Here is a 21,740-nt window from a genome sequence, read left to right on the forward strand (position 1 = left end):
ATATAGCTCTTTAAAAATGACGAAGCTTGCGCTTCATTCAAAAATTGTAAAACTTTTTTTGCCTCATCGTTCAGTTTTCAAAGTTCGTCTGCCGCTCTTAGCGACTCATTTATAATAGCACCTGTATTCTCTTTCGTCAACTATAAAAATAAAATATTTTAAAAGAATAAAAAAACAGAGTGCTCCTTCTTTGCACTATATAGAAGGAACACACTTTCTATTATTGAAATGCGATGATTCGTACTTCGTCTAAACGAGTTAAATCATACGTTTCTTGCGTCGGTTCTGATACGACAATCGGTTGTTCGACACTCGGTGTATAGTGATGAATCTTCCCGCGAACCCCACTACTCAACAAAACGGTTCGACCCACTTCATAAAAGCCGAGTAACGTAGCTAACAGTGTGAGCGCCTCTCCATCGTACGCTTCATTTTGCCACATATAGAAGTAAGCTTCTTCCGGAGTGAGTGCAGCTCGGAATGTTCGCGGTGCCGTCAACTGACAAAAACGATCTGCCACGATAAACAGAGGAGAGGCCGGATGAAGCGCTCGCTCTTCAAGACGATTTGGGAAGCCCGATCCATCGAGCCGCTCATGATGTTCGGCAACTAATTTACCGACACGCTGCCGTAATGTCCGATCTTCAGGTAACATCGCCATCGATACGAGTGGATGTTGATACAGAAGCTCACGCTCCATTTTTGTAAAATAGCGCATATGTGACCATTTGCGGATTTTAGCGTAACTGGCATCGGCGAAATAAGATGCGATTCCATAGTCAAACTGAAGCCGATGTTCGTCCCCCCGATATTTCGATAACGTTTTTGCGACGAGCGCCCGATAAATCGCATGATGAATCACATGATTTTTACGTAACGGTTGGTTCGTGAAAAACTTGACGATTGCTGATAAAGGATAGTCTTGGCGAAATAACTGATGAATAAATTCAAGAGCCTCATATGGATTCGGTGATATCCGTTCTTCCCATTGATTGTAGTGACGTTCATACTGAAGAATCTTTTCGCATAAGTCGCGTTCTTCCTCATGTGTAAAGGGACGGCGTTCTACCGGAGCAACTTCAATCGCATCAACTTTCAAAAAGCGGAGCAAACGTAAATGTTCGTTCGTCAGTCTAATCCCGGCCTCTAATGAAGAAACAGATGTTAAGAGCGTCATACCTACGTGCACGTTTGAAATAGCGAGTCGCATGCTCATCCCTCCTGATCGTATGAAAACAGGTCGAACGGAAGCTCCGCTCGACCTGTTTCGCCTTATTCGGTCACTTCAGACGATAGGTCGGTTTCTGGTGCTTCACCATCAAATCCATTCTCCATCTCATCTGCTGATTCCTCTTCTAGCTCATCTTTTTTCAATTTGGCAATTGTAGCCAAACGATCGCCGTCTTCGATGTTCATCACTTTCACACCGCGCGTACTGCGACCCATTTGCGAAATCGTCTGTGAATCGATTCGAATGGCGACACCGAGCTCGGTCATGAGCATGATGTCGTCGTCCTCATCCACGACTCGCATACCGACGACGGTACCGCGGTCAGTCTTGATTCCGATAATTCCAGAACCGCCTCGACCTTGCGTGCGGAATTGCTCCATCGGTGTTCGTTTGCCATAGCCTTTTTCCGTGATAATCAATACGTCTTGCGTCGGGCGTACGATTTCCATCGAAACGACTTGATCGTCATCCTTCTTCAGACGAATCGCACGGACACCTCGGGCGGTACGGCCCATCGACCGTACTTCACTCGCAAGCGGGAAGCGAATCGACATCCCTTCACGCGTCACAATCAACATTTCGTCATCGCTCTTCGCAAGACGGACAGTAACCAATTCGTCCGTATCATTCAAGCTGATGGCACGAAGTCCGTTTTTATTGATGCGGGCGTAAGCCGAGAGCGGTGAACGTTTGACGAGTCCTTGCTTCGTGATAAACACGAGCGACAACTGCTCGTCTGCCACTTCAGCTTCCGAATCTTCACTTCCATCCTCAACGATGGCTTTGTCTGCCAAGTAACTATTGAAGTCGACCGGAATCATCGTCTCGACTTTTTCGCCTTTATCGACTTGTAGCAAGTTAATAATCGGCATCCCTTTCGCAGTCCGGCTCATCTCTGGGATTTCATACCCTTTCAAGCGGAAGACGCGACCGAAGTTCGTGAAGAACAGGATCGTATCATGCGTCGAAGCTGACAAGAGACGTAACACGAAGTCCTCGTCATTCGTACCCATCCCTTGCTTGCCTCGTCCGCCTCGTCGTTGTGTACGATACGAGTCGCTTGGGATTGATTTGATATACCCTTCGCTCGTGAGCGTGATCATCATGTCGCGAACTGGAATCAAGTCTTCATCTTCAAGCTCGATGATATCCGTACGGATAACTGTCCGACGTGCATCGCCATAACGCTCTTTGATTTCTGTCAACTCGTTGCGAATGATTTGAAGCAAGAGTTCTTCGTCGCCTAAGATGGCACGCAACTCTTCAATCAAGGCGCGAATCTCGCGATACTCGCCTTCGATTTTCTCACGCTCAAGTCCAGTCAAACGTTGAAGACGCATATCGAGAATCGCTTGCGTCTGCTCGGTCGACAATCCGAAACGGGCAATCAATTTCTCACGGGCCTCGTCACCGGTCCGCGTGCTGCGGATGATGGCGATGACTTCATCCAAGTGATCGAGGGCAACGCGCAATCCTTCAAGGATGTGTGCACGGGCCTCGGCCTTGTCGAGATCGAACTGCGTCCGACGGCGGACGACTTCTTTTTGGTGCTCGATGTAGTAATAAATCGCTTGCTTCAAGTTGAGCGTCTTCGGTCGTCCCCCAACGAGGGCGAGCATGTTGACCCCAAACGTCGTTTGCATTGGCGTTTGTTTATACAAGTTGTTCAAAATGACACTGGCATTCGCATCGCGGCGTACTTCAATGACAACACGCATCCCGTTACGATCCGACTCGTCGCGAAGATCAGTGATGCCTTCGATTTTCTTGTCGCGTACCAAATCGGCAATCTTTTCGACGAGGCGCGCTTTGTTCACTTGATATGGGATTTCATGAACGAGAATCCGTTCACGACCATTTTTCAACACTTCGATTTCAGCTTTGGCCCGCATCGTGATTGATCCACGACCCGTCTCATAGGCGCGGCGAATTCCGCTACGTCCTAAAATTTCGCCGGCTGTCGGGAAGTCAGGCCCCGGGATATGCTGCATCAACTCGGAGATGGTGATATCCGGGTTATGCGTCAACGCAAGAACGCCGTCAATGACTTCGTTCAAGTTATGCGGCGGTACGTTCGTGGCCATCCCGACCGCGATTCCGCTCGTCCCGTTGACCAAGAAGTTCGGGAACCGGGCTGGCATGACGACCGGTTCTTTCTCTTCTCCGTCAAAGTTCGGTTGGTAATCAATCGTGTTTTTGCCGATATCACGGACGAGTTCCATCGCGATTTTCGACATACGTGCTTCTGTATAACGCATCGCTGCGGCTGAGTCTCCATCGACCGATCCGAAGTTTCCGTGACCGTCGACGAGTTCATAACGATAACTGAAATCTTGCGCCATCCGAACCATCGTCTCGTAAACGGCAGAGTCACCGTGGGGGTGATACTTACCGATAACGTCACCGACCACACGGGCCGATTTCTTATGGGGCTTGTCAGCACGAATTCCAAGTTCGTTCATCGCATATAGAATACGACGGTGAACCGGTTTCAGACCGTCTCGTACGTCTGGGAGGGCACGTGACACGATAACGCTCATCGCATAGTCCATGAACGAGGTGCGCATCTCTTGGCTAATATTTATATCCTTGATATTTTCTTGTTCTGCCATTCGTTATTGCCTACCCTTCTTTTTAAATATCGAGGTTTTTCACGTAATGCGCATGTGATTGGATGAAATCACGTCGCGGCTCGACATTGTCACCCATGAGCGTCTCAAAGATCTCATCCGCCTCAATGGCGTCTTGAAGGTCGACACGAAGCATCGAGCGTGTCTCTGGATTCATCGTCGTGCTCCACAGCTGTTCAGGGTCCATCTCACCTAGACCTTTGTAACGCTGTACGCTGTAACGAGCATTCTCCGGAAGCTGTTTAATCGCTTCTTGCAATTCACGGTCATTCTGCACGTAAGTGACATCTTTTCCGTGCTTCAAGCCGTAAAGTGGTGGTTGCGCGATATAGACATACCCGCTCTCGACGAGCGGACGCATGTAGCGATAGAAGAACGTCAAGAGCAGTGTGCGAATGTGGGCGCCATCGACGTCGGCATCGGTCATGATAATCAACTTATGATAACGAGCCTTCCCGAGATCGAACTCTTCCGCAATCCCTGTCCCGAGCGCTGTAATAATCGTACGTACTTCTTGGTTAGCTAAAATCTTATCAAGTCTCGCTTTTTCGACGTTGATGATTTTACCTCGGATTGGCAAAATCGCTTGGAAGTGACGATCGCGACCTGATTTCGCTGAACCGCCGGCCGAGTCACCCTCAACGATGTACAGCTCAGACTTCGATGCATCTTTCGATGAACAGTCGGCTAGTTTCCCAGGCAATGAACTGACTTCAAGGATCCCTTTACGGCGTGTCATCTCACGAGCACGTTTCGCTGCGAGACGGGCACGGGCCGCCATCAAGCCTTTGTCGACGATCAATCGACCGACAGATGGATTTTCAAGCAAGAATTGCTCGAACGTGTCCGTGAAGAGCGAGTCTGTGGCTGTACGCGCATCGGCGTTACCAAGTTTCGTCTTCGTCTGCCCTTCGAACTGTGGCGACGGGTGTTTGACCGAGACAATCGCCGTCAATCCTTCACGTACGTCATCTCCTGACAGGCTACCATCAGCCTCTTTCATGAGACCGAAGCGTTTTGCATAGTCGTTGATTGAACGCGTGAGCGCCGTTTTAAATCCAGTCTCGTGCGTTCCGCCCTCATGGGTCGGAATATTGTTCGTGAATGAATAGATGTTGCTCGCAAATCCTTCGTTGTACTGAAGCGCAATCTCGACTTCAATTCCATCCTTCGTGCCATGTACGTAGACAGGCTCGTCGTGGATTGAGGCTTTCGAGCGGTTCAAATGTTCAACGTATGACTTGATGCCACCCTCGTAGTGATAATTGCGTTCAATCGTCTCATCGCTGCGCTCATCTTTGGCGACGATGCGGAGTCCTTTATTCAGGAAAGCAAGTTCGCGCAGACGTGTAGCGAGTAAATCAAAGTCATATTCGAGCGTCTCTTCGAAGATATCTCCATCTGGGAAGAAACGAACAGTTGTACCAGTCGTATCGGTCGTACCGACGATTTCAAGTTCGCCTTGTGGGACACCGCGTTTGAATGACTGATAGTAGACGTTGCCGTTACGACGGACGAACACTTCAAGCTTCGTCGACAACGCGTTGACGACCGAGGCCCCGACACCGTGTAGACCACCTGAAACTTTGTATCCGCCGCCGCCAAACTTACCTCCGGCGTGAAGGACGGTGAAGATGACTTCGACGGCAGGACGGCCCGTTTTCTTTTGAACATCGACTGGAATCCCGCGTCCGTTATCTTCGACAACAATCGAGTTACCTGGTTCTACTGTCATAGTGATCGTGTCACAGTGTCCGGCGAGCGCTTCATCAATCGAGTTGTCGACGATTTCCCACACCAAGTGGTGGAGTCCTCGTGAGCTCGTTGAACCGATATACATCCCCGGGCGTTTACGAACGGCTTCTAACCCTTCAAGCACTTGAATCTGATCAGCACCATAATCTTGCATTTGTTTTTCGTTTTCGTTACTCATCGGTTTTGTTCACCTACTATACATGAATTGGTGTTCATATGGATTGGTCTTACGTTATACAGATTCCGTTTCAACTTCGCCTTGTTTCACGTGAAACACCTTCGCTTGTTGAATCGTTTCGTGAGCGATGCCATCAATGTTGGTCGTCGTGATAATGGTTTGGACTTTTTGGCCCATCGTGTCGAGCAGATGGGTTTGGCGATGGTCGTCTAATTCAGATAACACGTCATCTAACAAAAGCAATGGATATTCCCCGACCTCTTCGTGGATCAGTTCAATCTCCGCTAACTTTAAAGACAAAGCCGCTGTACGTTGCTGGCCTTGTGAACCGAACGTTTGGACGTTGCGATTGTTGACATACAATTCAAAGTCATCTCGATGCGGACCAAATAACGTCACGCCTCGTCTTCGTTCGTTCTCTCTTATTTTATCAAACTTTTGACGATACGTTTCAAACATCGCCTCTTTTGGGTAACGTTCTTTTTGGAATGTATCCGATACGTATTGAATCGTCAGTGTCTCCAAGTCACGTGTGATGCCGGAATGGATGGGTCCCGCCCATTTTTCAAGCTGATCGATAAAATGATGACGTCGCGAAACGATTTTCACGGCAAGCTCAATCATTTGATCGGTGAGCACCTCTAGTAGCGTCTCGTCTCCGCCTTTGATGGACAGTTGCTTCAACAATGCGTTCCGTTGCTTCAGTGTCTTCAAATACTGATTCAATTCATGTAAATAGACAGGACTCACTTGCCCGATTTCCATATCTAAAAACCGTCGTCGTCCTTGCGGGCTACCTTTGACGATGGCAAGGTCTTCGGGTGCGAACAGCACGACGTTAAAAGCGCCGACATAGTCGCTGAGGCGGCGTTGTTCGAGATGGTTCAATTTCGCTTTCTTCCCTTTCGGTGAAAACGTGAGCGACTGGACCGTCTCCCCGGTCCGTTTATGAATCCGTCCCTCGACCATCGCTGCATCCGCCTCCCAGCCGATCAGTTCACGGTCTTGCGTCGTCCGATGTGACTTTGCGAGCGCAAGTACGTAAATCGATTCGAGCAGATTCGTTTTCCCTTGGGCATTCTCACCAATGAGAACGTTCGTCTGTTCTGAAAAATCTAGCTCGAGGGTTTCGTAGTTGCGGTAGTTTTGCAATCGGATCGACTTTAAATGCACGTTAGTTACCCTCGATTTGGAAGTCTCCGAAACCTTCGACCTCAATCGTGTCCCCATCGCGTAGTTTGCGTCCGCGACGTTGATCAACCTCACCGTTCACTTTCACTTGAATGTCCTCTAAGAAGAACTTCGCTTGGCCTCCGCTTGAAATGATATCAGCCAACTTCAAAAATTGTCCGAGCGTTACATACTCGGTTGTAATCGACACTTTTTTCATGTCGTCACTTCCTTTCTTTCATACTTAGTACAAAAAATCGCCATACTTATTAGTTTATCGAAAAACGTCGAATAAGGCAAAAATGGGGATGACAAGGTGAAACACCTCATCATCCCCGAATCTGCTCAGTCTGACTTAAGACGTGCGGACTGGCAAGATCAACTGTAGGACGCTATCTTGCTCGACCGGACGCAAGATGAACGGACGCATCGAACCCGTGAACTGGATTTCGATCTCTGAAGCATCAAGCGCACGAAGCGCATCCATGACAAATTTCGAGTTGAATGAAATTTTTAACTCTTCTCCTTCAAGCGACAGGATGCTGACGCGCTCTGACACTTTCCCGACTTCTGGAGAATGAGAGGAGACTTCGACCGTCGTCGCTTCTTCAGCGACAAACTTGATGACGTTATTGCGATCAGCGCGTGCAAGCAATGACGCACGATCGATAGCTTGGAGGAAGTCCTTCGCGTTCATGCGGACCGCTGTCCGGTATTCTTCCGGAATCAAGCGTGATGTATCTGGGTATGCACCGTCGAGTAGACGCGAGAAGAACGAGATGTTTTTCAAGCGGAACAAGATTTGTTGGTCCGTCAACACGATTTCGACTGGCAACTCTTCCCGATCAAGCAATTTTGCGAGTTCGTTCAATGAGCGGCCTGGAACGACGACATTTTGGAACGTCAAATCGTTGTCTGTCTCAAACCGTGCCCGGCGAAGTGCCAGACGGTGGCTATCCGTTGCGACACACGTCAAGAATCCTTTTTCGGCAGAGAAGTTGACCCCTGTCAACACAGGACGTGTCTCTTGTCCAGAAACAGCGAAGCTCGTTTGACGGATAATCGTCTTCAACAAATCGGCCGGCAAGTAGAAACGACGCTCGCTTGATAGTTCAGGCAGGCGCGGGTATTCATCTGGATCGAGTCCGTTCAAATGGAACTCGGCTTGTCCCGATTCAATTCGTGTCATAAAGTTCGGAGACACTTCGAGTGTCACTTCATTCGTCGGCAACTTTTTAACGATCTCACCGAGGAAACGTGCATTGAGCACGACGCTACCTGCTCGTTGAATTTGAATGAGTTCGATTCCGCCTTCTTCAATCGGGATTAAGCGTTCGATTGAAATTTCCGTATCGCTACCTGTGAGCGTCAACCCATCGGCATGGGCTTCAAGCTTTAATCCTGTGAGGATTGGAATCGTCGTTCGGGAAGCAACAGCTTTTGATACATCTTGTACGGCTTGCATGAATACATCTCGCTGAATCGTTAAATGCATGTGGATAATTCCTCCTAAGTGAACTGAGTCATATAGTTAATAATAATAGTATTATTTAAGTCATAATAGTAATAAGGGCTGTGGATACTGGGGATAAGTGACTTTAACCACTGGTGTTGAGCCATTCTGCCTGTGAATAACTTGTGGATAACTATGGGGGTTTATCCACAGGATATCCACAATGAAATTGAAGCGTTTTATGACAATGCTTTCTTTAACGTCTGAATCGTCTCTTGCATCTCCGGATCGTGCTTGAGCAACGTACTAATTTTCTCATGGGCGTGAATCACTGTCGTGTGATCGCGTCCACCGAACTCTTCCCCGATTTTAGGAAGCGAGCTTTCCGTCATCTCACGTGATAAGTACATCGCGATTTGACGAGGGAATGCGAGCGTCTTCGTCCGTTTCTTCGCCTTCAGTTCATCGACTTCAATATTAAAGTGACGGCCCACGATTTCTTGAATGTCCCGAATGACAATTTTCTTCGCTTCTTGGACCGGCATGATGTTGTGCAACGCTTCAGCAGCGACATCCGGATCAATCGGACGACCGACGAGCTTGGCATAGGCCACGACGCGCGTCAACGCCCCTTCGAGTTCACGAATGTTCGTGTCGATTTGGTTAGCAATATACAGCATGACGTCGTTCGCGATATCAAGTCCTTCTGCCGTCGCTTTCTTGCGTAAGATGGCAATCCGTGTTTCAAGGTCAGGCGGTGTGATGTCTGTGATAAGACCCCATTCGAACCGCGAACGAAGACGATCTTCGAGCGTCGGAATCTCTTTAGGCGGTCGATCACTCGAAATCACAATCTGTTTCTGATCGTTATGAAGCGCATTGAACGTGTGGAAAAACTCTTCCTGTGTCTGTTCTTTCCCGGCTAGGAACTGAATGTCATCGATTAAGAGAACATCAATGTTCCGATAGCGGTTGCGGAATTCTTCGGTCTTATTGTCACGAATCGAGTTGATAAACTCATTCGTGAACTTTTCAGATGATACGTAAGCGATCCGTGCGCCAGGCTTCTGCCCTTTCACGTAATGACCAATCGCATGCATCAAATGCGTCTTGCCGAGCCCGACTCCTCCATAAATGAAGAGCGGATTATAGGCGCGCGCCGGCGCTTCTGCGACAGCGAGCGAGGCAGCGTGAGCAAATCGGTTACCCGACCCGATGACAAACGTCTCAAAAATGTACTTGTCATTCAGCTGTCCGAGGTTCCCTTCCTCTTTTGGTAGTACCGGAAGCGGCTGTTCTTTCATTTCTGTGGCAGCAATCGTCTCTTTCGATCCATCCGCAGGTGCATACTTGTGTGCTTGTGATTCCTCGATAAAATGAATCTCAAGCTTGTTGTTCGTTACTTCTTCAATCGTATCTTGTAACAATGACAAGTACTGACGCTCAAGCCAAGTCACAATGAAACTGGCTGGCGCGGACACGACGAGTGTCGTCCCCATCAACGAAATTCCTTCTGTTGATTTCAACCACATATCAAAGCTGGCTTTTGGTGTTCGTTCCTCTTCCTCAATCAGAGATAAAACATTTCTCCAAATCTCGCGAGCATTCTTCAATGAAAGACCTCCTTTACTCACATGTTGGCGAAACTTATTCACACGATATACACATACACTATTCTATAGTAGATAATAGGGTTATCCCCAGAGAACAAAAACTGTGGATAACGTTATCCACATGGTGTTGATGTTGGGGATAACAGTTATCCACAGCCTGTGTATATCTTGGAATTGCTAAAAGTTCATCCACAAGTTTGTGCACATTCAGTTTATCAAAATAAAATAGACGTGGCAACGGTTTTTGATATTTATCCACAGACTGCAAAAAGAATCCACAGGCAGTTATCCACATGCTGTGTATAGTGTGGATAAACTGTGGATATGTTGTGGATAATTAGAAGTGAGATAAGATATAGACAGAAAAGTTATACACAAAAGAGGAAGAAGGAATTGTGGAGAATATTTTTTCAAGAGAAGAAAATGAAAAATTAAAAAATGGAATCGTAAAATTGTTGAAAGAAGAGGAGTTATTCACATATAAGTGTGGATAACTCTTGGGATATGTGGATAAAATGGCTTTAGACAGCTATTTGTAAAAAAGTCACTGGCGGATTGTTAATTCTCCATGTGATTCATTACTTCCGTTTCTTCTAGATCATGCCATCCGGAGGTGATTGTCCCCTTCCCGTCCGAAGGATTTCATCCTAATTGAAAACCTAGCGAAAACTCATTGACAATCTAGACAACAGTTTATATAATCTTAAAGACTGCCTTAAATGAAACTATAACTTGCTAATAGAGCGTTAACCTTGAGGAGGTGCTTTAACAATGAAACCAACTTTCAATCCTAACAACCGTAAGCGTAAGAAAGTCCACGGATTCCGTGCACGCATGGCGACTAAAAACGGCCGCAACATTCTTGCAGCTCGCCGTCGTAAAGGCCGCAAAGCCTTGACTGTCTAATACAGATTATGAGATTGCCCGAGGAATCCTCCTTGGGCAATCTTTTTTTGTATCGTCACAGAACTCACACAAACGGACGGAAAAAGCTGATTCACTCTCGTTGAAACGAATGGGATATGGTATGATGTTAGTTGACGATTTTTGAAGCGAAGGATGGAGTGAGAATTTTGAAAAAAGAATACCGCCTGCAAAAGAATGAAGAGTTCCAAGCGGTGTTTCGTGAAGGACGCTCCGTGGCCAATCGTCAGTTTGTCGTCTACACGCAGAAAGCGGATCAAGCGCACTTCCGGGTCGGACTTTCGGTCAGCAAAAAGCTGGGAAATGCCGTGGAACGGAACCGGATGAAACGATTGATGCGTGAATCGCTTCGCTTGCTCGAACCGAACGTGGCTCCGCACAATTATGTCATCATTGCGCGCAAACCAGCGACGTCGCTTACGCAAGATGAAGTGACAGAAAGCTTGAAACACGCATTCAAACGGGCTAAAGTTTGGAAGCAGAGACAAGTCGATCGATCATAACAATCCGAGCTCGTTCTTTCATATATAACGCGAACTAATTAGGATTGACCGATAGACGTGTGATGAAACAAAAGAATCGATAAAGAAAGCGTAGGGGGAACTATGAGCAAAAAGCTAAAATTAGGATTGTTGGCTGTCATGACCGGCGTCATCATGTTGATGGCTGGCTGTGTCGACCCATCGACGATCCAAGGAGAGCCGATTACGGCTGAGACGGAAGGCTTCTGGTCGCAATACTTTGTTTGGCCACTAGCATGGTTGTTGAAAGAAGCGGCTTACTTAATTGGTGGGACGTGGCAGTACGGTTACTCGATCATCGTCGCGACGATTATCGTCCGCCTCTTGATTTTACCGCTTATGATCAAGCAGACGAAGAGTATGGGTGCGATGCAAGTGTTGCAGCCGGAAATGCTCAAGCTGCGTGAGAAGTACAGCTCGAAAGACCAAGAGACGCAACGTAAACTGCAAGAAGAAATGATGAAAATGTATCAAGAGTACCAAATCAACCCGCTCGCGGGCTGCTTGCCAATCTTGATTCAAATGCCGATTTTGTTCGCGTTCTATGATGCGATCCGTCGGACACCTGAAATCTTTGAAGCACAGTTCCTCTGGTTCGACCTCGGGGCACCAGATCCAACGTTCATCTTGCCGATTCTGGCAGCGATTTTGACGTTTGTACAGCAAAAAATCTCAATGGCGGGCCAAGAACAAAACCCACAATTGAAAATGATGCTCTACATCTTCCCAGTGATGATTTTCGTCATGTCGATCACGCTTCCAGCCGCCCTTTCGATGTACTGGGTCGTCGGTTACATCATCTCGATTATCGTGACGATGGCAATCATGCTCCCGATGCGTGAGAAGATGAAAGTTCAAGCTGAAGCGAAAATCGCTGCGAAAGAAGCAGAACGTGCCGTACTCGCAGAAGAAGAAAAAAAGGCAAAAAAGAAAAAACGTAAATAAACGCTAAGGCTGTGGATAACCAATCCACAGCCTTTTTTGTCGTTCGGGATAGATCAACCTTAAATCCGGGAATAAACAAAGCAGTGGTCGAAATCGTCGAATCAGAAAGGGGTCTTTCATATGGAGACGCTCATCAAACGGTTGGAACGGTCGACGTTCATTCAAGCGGCGCTTTACGTGGTAATCGGGTTACTCATCATCTTGTATCCGCGCATCTTTTTTGATGCGATCGTCTATTTGGTTGCGGCTTACTTTGCCATCATCGGTCTCGTCGCCATCATTCAAGGGTTGCGGCACAAACGGGACGGGCTCCCAGCCGGTTTTTTTATGGGAATCATCTATTTATTGATCGCTTTAATCGTCTTTTTCTTCGCTGAAACGTTGGCAAGTCTGCTCCCGATTTTTATCGGCGCCTTATTCTTGTTTGGTGGCATCATCCGGTTGATTCAAGCCGTCGGATTTCGCCGGACCATCGCCAATCGGTGGATGTACTTCATGCTCAGCAGTCTATTGTGGATTGGGATTGGCCTACTCATGTTGGCGAACCCGTTTGACAGCCTGCTCGTTTTGTTCCAATTGTTCGGCGGTTTTCTCATCGCCGTCGGGGTGATCGAATGGGTGCTCTATTTCACACTCCGCTCCTCGAGACGCCAGCAAGCATAAACGAAAGCCGCTCACATTAGGAGCGGCTTTTTTCACGGATGACGAGTCGGTCGAAAAACGGACGAATCACTTCGAACGCAACGGTCGTCTCGAAGAAGGGACGCTCGACTTCGAGACGGGAGATATACCATCGAGCGGCTGTCGCATGATGGTCGGGTGTCAACGCTTCATAAAAGGTCCGGATTTCAATCCGCTGTCGGGCGGCCACGTCTTTCAACCCGAGTGCGGCCCGTTCGGGTTCGTAATGAGCGGCGAGCACATAGGCGAAATGACTCATGCCTTGCCGAAGCATCTCGACGGCCCAGACATCGTTGCCGCGGTCACGGGCTTTCGTATATTGGAAAAAGAACCAAATCGCATCAAACACGTGTCCGCTTAAGTCTTCATCCGACAAGGTGAGCGAACTCGAGTGATGTTGCAGTCGATGTTCCGGATCATACAGCACCGTGATTGTGTCTTGATGGTTCAACGTGTCCGCCGTCACCGTGAAGAAGTCGAGATGCAAGAAATCATCATAGACGACGATCAGTTGCGGGGCTACGATATCGATTTCGTCCTCGAGCAGAATCGGGCGATATGTGGCCAGATGGTCGCGGCGGCGCGACAAGAACTCATTCAGGCTGTCAGGGGCGACCATGACGTACAAGTCGACATCGGAATGTTCGTCCGCTTCATCACGCCCGAACGATCCTTTCAAGAAAATGGCCTGCACGTTCGCATCGGAGATGAGGCTGGTAGTCAATGTGGCGATGGCATCTTGCTGTCGCATTTCATCACGTCCTCCATGGAAATATATTCCTTTATTGTACTAAAGTAATTCCTTAAAATGCAACCGTTGCTCGAGAGGTCGGACTCTTTCGTTCGAGACAAATATCGTGTATAGTAGGTGCGTTATGCATAAGATAGAGGAAATAGTAAGAAGTATGGGAGGGAAAGATGATGCTAGAGTTTGACACGATTACGGCGATTTCGACGCCGATGGGTGAAGGGGCAATCGGAATCGTCCGCTTGTCCGGTGACCGCGCCGTCGAGACGGTGGGCCGTGTGTTTTCTGGAAAAGATTTGACGAAAGTGGAGTCACATACGATCCATTACGGAAAATTGAAACGTCCTGGCACGGACGAGGTCGTCGATGAAGTCATGGTGAGCATCATGCGCGCACCGAAGACGTTCACGCGAGAAGACGTCGTCGAAATCAATTGCCATGGAGGAATCGTCGCGGTCAATCGTGTCCTCGAACTGATTCTTGAACAACCGGACATCCGCTTGGCAGAACCGGGCGAGTTCACGAAACGCGCCTTTTTGAATGGACGGATTGATTTGTCGCAAGCCGAGGCCGTCATGGATTTGATTCGTGCCAAAACGGATCGGGCTATGAACGTCGCCATGTCACAAATGGAAGGACGCTTGTCACGGCTCGTCCGCGAGTTGCGTCAACTGTTGCTTGAGACGATTGCGGCGGTCGAGGTCAATATCGACTATCCGGAATACGACGCCGAAGAGATGACCCAGGCCATCGTCGAAGACAAGGCGGGCGAAGTGAAGCGTGTGCTCGAGCAACTGCTCGAGACGGCGCGACAAGGCAAGATTTTACGAGAAGGGCTCGCGACAGCGATTATCGGTCGACCGAACGTCGGCAAATCATCGCTCATGAACACGCTCGTACAAGAGACGAAAGCGATCGTCACGGAAATCGCAGGAACGACGCGCGATACGATTGAAGAGTATGTGAACGTCAAAGGCGTTCCGCTCAAATTGATTGATACGGCAGGAATTCGGGAGACGGAAGATATCGTCGAGCGGATCGGTGTCGAGAAATCGCGCAAGGCGCTCGCCGGGGCTGACTTGATTTTGCTCGTCTTGAACGGGCATGAAGGTCTGACTGTCGAGGATGAGGCCTTATTTGAGGCGATTGCTGGTATGAATGCGATCATCATCATCAATAAGACGGACTTGCCACAAAGTATGGATTCTTCTAAGCTGGAGAAACTAGCGGCAGGTCGCCCGATCGTGGCGACGTCTCTCTTATTAGAAGAGGGAATCGATGCATTGGAGAAGGCGATTTCGAACTTGTTCTTCGCTAAAGGCGTCGAATCACAGGATATGACATATATCTCGAACGCACGACACATTCAGCTCATCAAACGGACAATCGAACAAATCGATGAGGCGCTCGGAAGTGCCGCCATGAATTTACCGATCGATATGGTCCAAATCGATTTACGACGGGCGTGGGATACGCTCGGCGAAATCAACGGGGACACCGTTCAAGAAAGTTTGATTGATCAACTCTTTTCACAGTTTTGTCTTGGGAAATAATAAGGAGGAACAACTATGGCTTACACGGCAGGCGAGTTTGATGTCATCGTCATCGGAGCTGGTCATGCGGGAATCGAGGCCGCGCTGGCTTCGGCGCGCATGGGCGCGAAAACGGCGATGCTCACGATGAATCCGGATATGGTCGGATTCATGTACTGCAACCCATCGATCGGTGGTCCCGCGAAAGGGATCGTCGTTCGCGAAATCGATGCCCTTGGCGGCGAAATGGCGAAGGCGATCGATGCGACGTACATTCAAATGAAGATGCTCAACACATCAAAAGGTCCAGCAGTGCGCGCATTACGGGCGCAAGCGGACAAATTCCAATACCAAAATCATATGAAGAAAGTGCTTGAAGACGAACCGAACCTATTGCTTCGTCAAGCGCTCGTCGAACGACTTCTCATCGAAGACGGAAAAGTCGCCGGCGTCGTCACGAATACTGGTTCGGAGTACCGCTCGAAAGCGGTCATCGTCACGACCGGTACGTTTATGCGCGGTCAAATTATCATCGGCGAATTGTCGTATGAGAGCGGTCCGAACAACCAGATGCCTTCGGTCGAATTGTCGAAGCATTTAGAAGAGCTCGGGCTCGAACTCGTTCGTTTCAAAACGGGGACACCGCCACGCATCGACGGCAAGACGATCGATTACTCGAAGACGGAGATTCAACCAGGGGACGACAATCCGTCGCTCTTCTCCTACACATCGAAAGACCTCGACCCGATTGAGCAAATCCCGTGCTGGCTCACCTACACGAGCGAGCGGACACACCAATTGATTGATGAGAACTTGCATCGTTCGCCGATGTACTCAGGTGCCATCAAAGGGACGGGCCCGCGTTACTGCCCATCGATTGAAGATAAAGTCGTCCGGTTCAACGATAAACCGCGTCACCAAATCTTCCTCGAGCCAGAAGGTCGCGACACGGAAGAAATTTACGTGCAAGGCTTCTCGACGAGTATGCCGGAAGACGTTCAGCATCAAATGCTCCGGACGATTCCGGGGCTTGAGAACTCAGAGATGATGCGCCCTGGGTATGCGATTGAGTACGATGCAGTCGTACCGACGCAACTTTGGCCGACACTCGAGACGAAGACGGTTGGCGGATTGTTCACGGCAGGTCAAATCAATGGGACGAGCGGCTATGAAGAAGCGGCCGGACAAGGCATCATGGCCGGAATCAACGCCGCATGCCAAGTGCTCGGCAAAGAGCCGGTCATCTTGGACCGCTCACAGGCGTATATCGGCGTCTTGATTGATGATCTCGTGACGAAAGGGACGAACGAGCCATACCGTCTGCTCACATCCCGCGCCGAGTATCGCTTGCTTTTGCGCCACGACAATGCGGACCTTCGTTTGAGCGACATCGGTCACGAGGTCGGTCTATTGCCACCAGAGCGTCATGCCCACCTTGAAGACAAACGAGTCGCTATCGCGGCAGAAGTGAAGCGTCTCAACGGACTCGTCATCAAACCGTCCGCTGACGTGAACGCCGTGCTCGAAGAAGTTGGCGCGAACCCGCTCAAAGAAGCGACGCATGCCAGCATTTTGTTGAAGCGGCCAGAAGTGACGTACGCGACGCTCATGCGCTTTGCACCGGCACCGATCGAAGTGCCGTTTGAAGTGGCGGAGCAAGTCGAGATTCAAGTGAAATACGAAGGCTACATCTCGAAGCAGCTCGAGCAAGTCGAGAAGATGCGGCGGATGGAAGAAAAACGGATTCCGGAGAAACTCGATTACGATGCAATCGGTGGTCTTGCGACGGAAGCGAAACAAAAACTAAAACAAGTGCGTCCGCTCTCGATTGGACAAGCGTCACGTATTTCCGGGGTAAACCCGGCGGACGTTTCGATTCTTCTTGTCTATATCGAGCAAGGACAATACGCGACAGTGGAGTGAAACGATGAACCAATCCCAATTTATTGAGGCGCTGCAGGCAGAAGGGTTTGAATTGAGCGAGAAACAACTCGCTCAGTTCGAACTGTATTTCGAGATGCTCGTGGAGTGGAATGAGAAGATGAATTTGACGGCGATCACGGACAAGGAAGAAGTGTATTTGAAGCATTTCTATGACTCACTCAGTGCGGCGTTCCATTTCGATTTCGCAAACGTGGATACCGTATGTGACGTCGGTGCCGGGGCCGGTTTTCCGAGTTTGCCGCTCAAAATTTTATTCCCGCACCTTCACGTGACGATTATCGACTCGCTTAACAAGCGAATCACGTTCTTGAACGAACTCGCGCTCGCGCTCGGGTTAGAAGGTGTCGCGTTCCATCATGGACGCGCCGAAGAGTTTGGAAAAAATAAAAAATTTCGTGAGCAATTTGATGTCGTAACCGCCCGTGCGGTTGCCCGGATGACGGTGCTCGCCGAGTACTGTTTACCGCTCGCAAAAGTCGGCGGAACGTTCGTAGCGCTCAAAGCAGCGAAGGTTTCCGACGAGCTGGTCGATGCGAAAAACGCCTTGGCCGTGCTCGGTGGGAAAGTAAAAACGACACACCAGTTCCTATTGCCAGGAGAGATGAGTGAGCGTAATATCGTAATTGTAGATAAATTACGAAAAACGCCTGGGAAATATCCACGTAAAGCGGGTACCCCAGCGAAAGAGCCGCTAATCTGAGCAATAGTGTTTCACGTGAAACTAAAAGCAGATTCCGGTAGTGGAATCTGCTTATTTTTTACATAGAGGGGTGCCGACGTTGAAGAAAACATTTGCTAAACTGTTCGGAAGTCGTCCAGAAGTGGCGGTTACAGAAATCGCAGAAGTCAAACCGAATGACGCGGTTCAAGACATCGCGTTATCGTTGCTTCTCCCGAACCGTTATCAACCGCGTAAAGTATTCGAGCCGGCTAAAATCGAAGAGCTCGCTGTCACAATCGATGAACATGGTCTCCTGCAGCCAATCGTCGTCCGAAAAGCAGAAGAGGGACGCTACGAGATTATCGCTGGGGAACGCCGCTTCCGCGCCGTTAAATCGCTCGGCTGGTCGGTCATTCCGGCCATCGTCCGGGAGATGGATGACGATACGACTGCCGCTCTGGCATTGATTGAGAACTTGCAGCGCGAACAGCTAAGTCCGATTGAAGAAGCGGAGGCGTACGATCGTCTGCTCGCCATGAAAGGTCTGACACAAGACGCGCTCGCGAAGAGTCTCGGCAAGAGTCAGTCGACGATTGCCAATAAACTACGCCTGTTGAAATTGCCGAACGACGTCAAGCAATGTTTGCGCGACCGCCAAATCAATGAACGTCACGCTCGGGCGCTTTTGCCGCTCAAAGAGGAAGGACTCCAGCTCCAAGTGCTCATGGAGATTATAGAGCAGGACTTTAACGTCAAAGAGACGGAAGAACGCGTCGCCTTCTTGACGACACCGATTGAAGAAGAGAAGCGGAAACCGAAAAAGCAACGCCGTCGGACGAAAAGTTTCGCACGTGACACGCGAATCGCCCTCAATACGATCCGGGACTCGGTCAGTTTGATCGGAAAGACCGGGATTGAAGTCCAGACCGAGGAAGTCGAAGAAGACGAATTTGTTGAAATTCGAATTCGAATCCCGAAAGCACGGCCACAAAAGTGAGCCTGTGCTTTTTTTATAGCTATCAGTCAGAAGGAATGGAGGAATCATGATGGAACGGTTACCGATTAAACACATTCGTCCCAACCCGAACCAGCCCCGTAAGCAGTTCGAACCAGAAAAGCTAGACGAGCTCAGGCAATCGATTGAACGTTATGGTGTGTTGCAACCAATCGTCGTCCGTAAAGCGAGTGGGTTTTATGAAATCATCGCCGGCGAGCGTCGGTTTCAGGCTGCTCAATTGGCCGGCAAGACGGATATCCCGGCATTGATTGTCACGGCCGACTCGGACCGCGTCATGGAACTCGCCTTGATTGAGAATATTCAACGTGCCGACTTGAACGCGATCGAAGAGGCGCTCGCCTACGAACAGTTGATGCAAACGCTCGGATTGACCCAGCAACAACTGGCCGAACGCGTCGGCAAGAGTCGGAGCCATGTGACGAACAGCCTGAGACTGCTTCGGTTACCGAGTGCGGTCCAGCATGCGGTCATGGTTGGCGAGTTGACGATGGGTCACGCCCGGGCCATCACCGGCATGAAATCGGTTCAGGCGATGGAACAGATTGCCCGTCGCGTCATCGCCGAGCAATGGACGGTCCGCCGACTCGAGCGCTATTTACAAAAGGAGCGCATTGAAAAAAAGACGCTCAAACGCTCGGACGCCGACGTGGAAGCCGTCGAGGCGGTGCTAGCGGAACGTCTTCAAATGGATGTATCGATTCGCCCGCGTCGAAAAGGGGGCGTCCTCGAGCTGAAGTATTTCTCGCAAGACGATTTGGAACATCTATTGACGTTGTTATCGCCTCAAGATTTCGATTCGTCACGAGACTGACGAAGTCGGGTGATGGCCGCCTCTTCTTGATGAAGCCGCCCGATGCGTGAGTCGAACTCGACGAACCCGTCGGTGATGAAACGGGCCAGCTCATAGACGAGGTGGAGGCGCGTGTTTTGCAAAATCATCATTTCCATGAAGCCACTTACGTTGACGACGGCTTTAATGTTGTATTCGCCGACCGAAGGGAGTTCTTTTTGAACACCGGCACCGGGGGCGAGCGGTCCTTCTGAGAAGAAGATATAACCGACACTCGACAAGCGACCGAGGCAAGCGTCGATGGCGATGATGAGGGGGCGATGGAACCGTGTCTGAATCTCATGGAGCGTCTCGACAAGGTTCAGCGCATGGACCGGTTTTGTCAACGTGCCGTACACATGGATATTGCGGACAAAGCGCTCCTCAAGGAACGTGCCGACGAGCGGTCCGAGCGAGTCACCGGTGGAACGGTCGGAGCCGATACAAACGAGGACGATTGGACGATGCGTCTCCTTTGCCAACTGATCATGCAGTTGATCGGCAAAGAGCTTGGATCCACTCCGTTCGGTATGTTCGATGAAAAAAGAGTATGGTTTATGAGGTTTTAGGCGAAACGGCATGAATCTCATCCTCTCTTCTAAGCTGCCTGCGTCTAGTTGCAATTGCGGAATGAAACCGTATTATCCCATTCCCGGAACACCGAAACTTATAACGTCCGGATGTAGGGTTTGAGAAAAGTCGTTAATTATGGTTTGATGGGTTAGAATCTATAACGCTAGAGGTGACAACATGGCTTCACAAAATACAGATACAAACTTAAGCACGGTAGCCGACGAAACGATGGATAGTGTCAATCGGTTCGTCGCCTATTTTCAAGACACGGAGATGTGGATCGGTCTCGGTATCAAATTGACCGGTGTCGCACTCATCATCTTGGCACTTTACGTGGCGTCACGCATTTTGACGTCGATGGTCCAACGCGTGTTCGCACTGCGTAAAATTAAAGAGCACGATATTGTGACGCAACGGCAAAATGAGACGCTATCGAAATTGGCCCAAAACACGATTCGCTATGTGCTCGGCCTGATCATGATTTTGACGGTGCTCGGGCAGTTCGGCGTCAATATCGCCGGTTTAATCGCATCGGCCGGGGTCGCCGGTCTGGCCATCTCGTTCGGTGCGCAAAACTTGGTGAAGGACGTCATCACAGGTGCGTTCATCATCTTCGAGAACCAGTATAAGAACGGGGATTACGTCAATTTAAATCAACAAGTCGACGGCACCGTCATCGAAGTCGGGATTCGGACGACGAAGTTGAAAGGGTTGAACGGACAAGTGACGATCATCCCGAACGGACAAATCATGCAAGTGACGAATTATTCACTCGAAAACAGTGTCGCAGTCGTCGATATCGGTGTCGCGTATGAAGAAGACACGGATAAAGTGGAGAAGGCGTTGAAAGAAATCGCCCATACGGTCGAGGAGAAGTATCACGACTTGTTCATCGAACCAATTACGCTCGCTGGTGTGCAGTCGCTCGGACCGTCGGAAGTCGTCTATCGTCTCATGGCCGAAGTTCCACCGACACAACACTTCGCGGCCGGTCGGATTTTGCATAAAGAGTTGAAGGCCGGGCTAGATGAGCGCGGAATCGAAATCCCGTATCCGCGTACCGTCATGATGCCGCCAACCACAACGACTAAAGGAGCGCCGGAAAATGCAGGCTAAATCGTATGAGTTGAACGATTTTGTAGAAATGAAGAAACCGCATGCGTGTCAGACGAACCGCTGGCAGGTGACTCGGGTCGGAATGGATATTCGCATCAAGTGTCAAGGATGCGGGGCGAGCGTGCTCATGCCGCGTCGCGACTTTGATAAGCGATTGAAAAAAGTGCTTAAACAAGAGAACGCCGCTGAATAAGTGGCGTTCTTCTCTATGTTGCAAC

Annotated in this window: 20 protein-coding genes; 11 read left to right on the forward strand and 9 right to left on the reverse strand. The window is 49.4% G+C overall.

Annotated features, from left to right (window positions below; all coding sequences use genetic code 11):
* Window positions 1–220 precede the first annotated feature (220 nt).
* The 7 genes from KNP68_RS12430 to dnaA all read right to left on the reverse strand — a co-directional run bounded on the left by KNP68_RS12430 (window position 221) and on the right by dnaA (window position 10,030).
* Complete coding sequence (locus KNP68_RS12430) at window positions 221–1,210, reverse strand: HD-GYP domain-containing protein (RefSeq protein WP_029596442.1); 990 nt, start codon at window positions 1,208–1,210, stop codon at window positions 221–223.
* Between the two features lie 62 nt (window positions 1,211–1,272).
* Complete coding sequence (gene gyrA, locus KNP68_RS12435) at window positions 1,273–3,843, reverse strand: DNA gyrase subunit A (protein ID WP_058765174.1); 2,571 nt, start codon at window positions 3,841–3,843, stop codon at window positions 1,273–1,275.
* Window positions 3,844–3,865: 22 nt separating this feature from the next.
* Window positions 3,866–5,794 carry a DNA topoisomerase (ATP-hydrolyzing) subunit B gene (gene gyrB / locus KNP68_RS12440; protein ID WP_021067843.1) on the reverse strand — a complete coding sequence of 643 codons (1,929 nt, stop codon included), beginning with the start codon at window positions 5,792–5,794 and terminating at the stop codon, window positions 3,866–3,868.
* 54 nt (window positions 5,795–5,848) lie between these two features.
* Window positions 5,849–6,967, reverse strand: coding sequence for a DNA replication/repair protein RecF (gene recF / locus KNP68_RS12445; protein WP_021067844.1), 1,119 nt, complete (start codon window positions 6,965–6,967; stop codon window positions 5,849–5,851).
* Window position 6,968: 1 nt separating this feature from the next.
* Entirely contained in the window at window positions 6,969–7,184 is a 216-nt protein-coding gene (gene yaaA / locus KNP68_RS12450; RefSeq protein ID WP_021067845.1) for a S4 domain-containing protein YaaA, read from the reverse strand.
* 135 nt (window positions 7,185–7,319) lie between these two features.
* Window positions 7,320–8,459, reverse strand: coding sequence for a DNA polymerase III subunit beta (gene dnaN, locus KNP68_RS12455; protein ID WP_021067846.1), 1,140 nt, complete (start codon window positions 8,457–8,459; stop codon window positions 7,320–7,322).
* Window positions 8,460–8,656: 197 nt separating this feature from the next.
* Window positions 8,657–10,030, reverse strand: a complete 1,374-nt coding sequence (dnaA, locus tag KNP68_RS12460) for a chromosomal replication initiator protein DnaA (protein ID WP_021067847.1) — start codon at window positions 10,028–10,030, stop codon at window positions 8,657–8,659.
* A gap of 771 nt (window positions 10,031–10,801) precedes the next feature.
* On the opposite strand from dnaA, the gene rpmH reads away from it, so the two are divergent.
* The 4 genes from rpmH (at window position 10,802) to KNP68_RS12480 (ending at window position 13,083) form a co-directional block, all read left to right on the forward strand.
* Complete coding sequence (gene rpmH, locus KNP68_RS12465; RefSeq protein WP_015880216.1) at window positions 10,802–10,936, forward strand: 50S ribosomal protein L34; 135 nt, start codon at window positions 10,802–10,804, stop codon at window positions 10,934–10,936.
* 167 nt (window positions 10,937–11,103) lie between these two features.
* A complete protein-coding gene (gene rnpA, locus KNP68_RS12470; protein ID WP_021067848.1) occupies window positions 11,104–11,457 on the forward strand; it encodes a ribonuclease P protein component in 354 nt (117 codons plus the stop codon).
* Window positions 11,458–11,559: 102 nt separating this feature from the next.
* Window positions 11,560–12,420 (forward strand): membrane protein insertase YidC, encoded by an 861-nt coding sequence (gene yidC, locus KNP68_RS12475; protein ID WP_021067849.1) that lies wholly within the window; start codon window positions 11,560–11,562, stop codon window positions 12,418–12,420.
* A gap of 120 nt (window positions 12,421–12,540) precedes the next feature.
* Window positions 12,541–13,083 carry an HdeD family acid-resistance protein gene (locus tag KNP68_RS12480; RefSeq protein WP_131472089.1) on the forward strand — a complete coding sequence of 181 codons (543 nt, stop codon included), beginning with the start codon at window positions 12,541–12,543 and terminating at the stop codon, window positions 13,081–13,083.
* A gap of 16 nt (window positions 13,084–13,099) precedes the next feature.
* On the opposite strand, the gene KNP68_RS12485 is transcribed toward KNP68_RS12480, so the two are convergent.
* On the reverse strand, window positions 13,100–13,852 hold the full coding sequence (locus KNP68_RS12485) for a nucleotidyltransferase domain-containing protein (RefSeq protein ID WP_214756933.1): 753 nt from the start codon (window positions 13,850–13,852) through the stop codon (window positions 13,100–13,102).
* Window positions 13,853–14,022: 170 nt separating this feature from the next.
* Here KNP68_RS12485 and mnmE point away from each other — a divergent pair, with 170 nt between their 5' ends.
* From mnmE to KNP68_RS12510, 5 genes are all read left to right on the forward strand, one after another.
* Window positions 14,023–15,402, forward strand: coding sequence for a tRNA uridine-5-carboxymethylaminomethyl(34) synthesis GTPase MnmE (mnmE, locus tag KNP68_RS12490; protein WP_021067853.1), 1,380 nt, complete (start codon window positions 14,023–14,025; stop codon window positions 15,400–15,402).
* A 15-nt stretch (window positions 15,403–15,417) separates the two neighbouring features.
* Window positions 15,418–17,304, forward strand: a complete 1,887-nt coding sequence (mnmG, locus tag KNP68_RS12495; protein WP_214799773.1) for a tRNA uridine-5-carboxymethylaminomethyl(34) synthesis enzyme MnmG — start codon at window positions 15,418–15,420, stop codon at window positions 17,302–17,304.
* Window positions 17,305–17,308: 4 nt separating this feature from the next.
* On the forward strand, window positions 17,309–18,025 hold the full coding sequence (rsmG, locus tag KNP68_RS12500) for a 16S rRNA (guanine(527)-N(7))-methyltransferase RsmG (RefSeq protein WP_021067855.1): 717 nt from the start codon (window positions 17,309–17,311) through the stop codon (window positions 18,023–18,025).
* Window positions 18,026–18,104: 79 nt separating this feature from the next.
* A complete protein-coding gene (gene noc / locus KNP68_RS12505; RefSeq protein WP_021067856.1) occupies window positions 18,105–18,983 on the forward strand; it encodes a nucleoid occlusion protein in 879 nt (292 codons plus the stop codon).
* 49 nt (window positions 18,984–19,032) lie between these two features.
* Window positions 19,033–19,815, forward strand: coding sequence for a ParB/RepB/Spo0J family partition protein (locus KNP68_RS12510; RefSeq protein WP_029596439.1), 783 nt, complete (start codon window positions 19,033–19,035; stop codon window positions 19,813–19,815).
* Here KNP68_RS12510 and yyaC read toward each other — a convergent pair.
* Window positions 19,788–20,414, reverse strand: a complete 627-nt coding sequence (yyaC, locus tag KNP68_RS12515) for a spore protease YyaC (protein ID WP_021067858.1) — start codon at window positions 20,412–20,414, stop codon at window positions 19,788–19,790. The genes KNP68_RS12510 and yyaC overlap by 28 nt on opposite strands.
* Window positions 20,415–20,583: 169 nt before the next feature.
* Between yyaC and KNP68_RS12520 the strand changes: the two genes are divergently transcribed.
* Together KNP68_RS12520 and KNP68_RS12525 are read left to right on the forward strand one after the other, a co-directional pair.
* Window positions 20,584–21,522 carry a mechanosensitive ion channel family protein gene (locus KNP68_RS12520; RefSeq protein ID WP_029596438.1) on the forward strand — a complete coding sequence of 313 codons (939 nt, stop codon included), beginning with the start codon at window positions 20,584–20,586 and terminating at the stop codon, window positions 21,520–21,522.
* Window positions 21,512–21,715 (forward strand): DUF951 domain-containing protein, encoded by a 204-nt coding sequence (locus KNP68_RS12525; protein WP_016509068.1) that lies wholly within the window; start codon window positions 21,512–21,514, stop codon window positions 21,713–21,715. The genes KNP68_RS12520 and KNP68_RS12525 overlap by 11 nt, the downstream gene beginning before the upstream one ends.
* Window positions 21,716–21,740: the final 25 nt, after the last annotated feature.

Origin of the sequence: Exiguobacterium sp. s50 (assembly GCF_018618175.1) — a bacterium.
GTDB lineage: Bacteria > Bacillota > Bacilli > Exiguobacteriales > Exiguobacteriaceae > Exiguobacterium > Exiguobacterium chiriqhucha.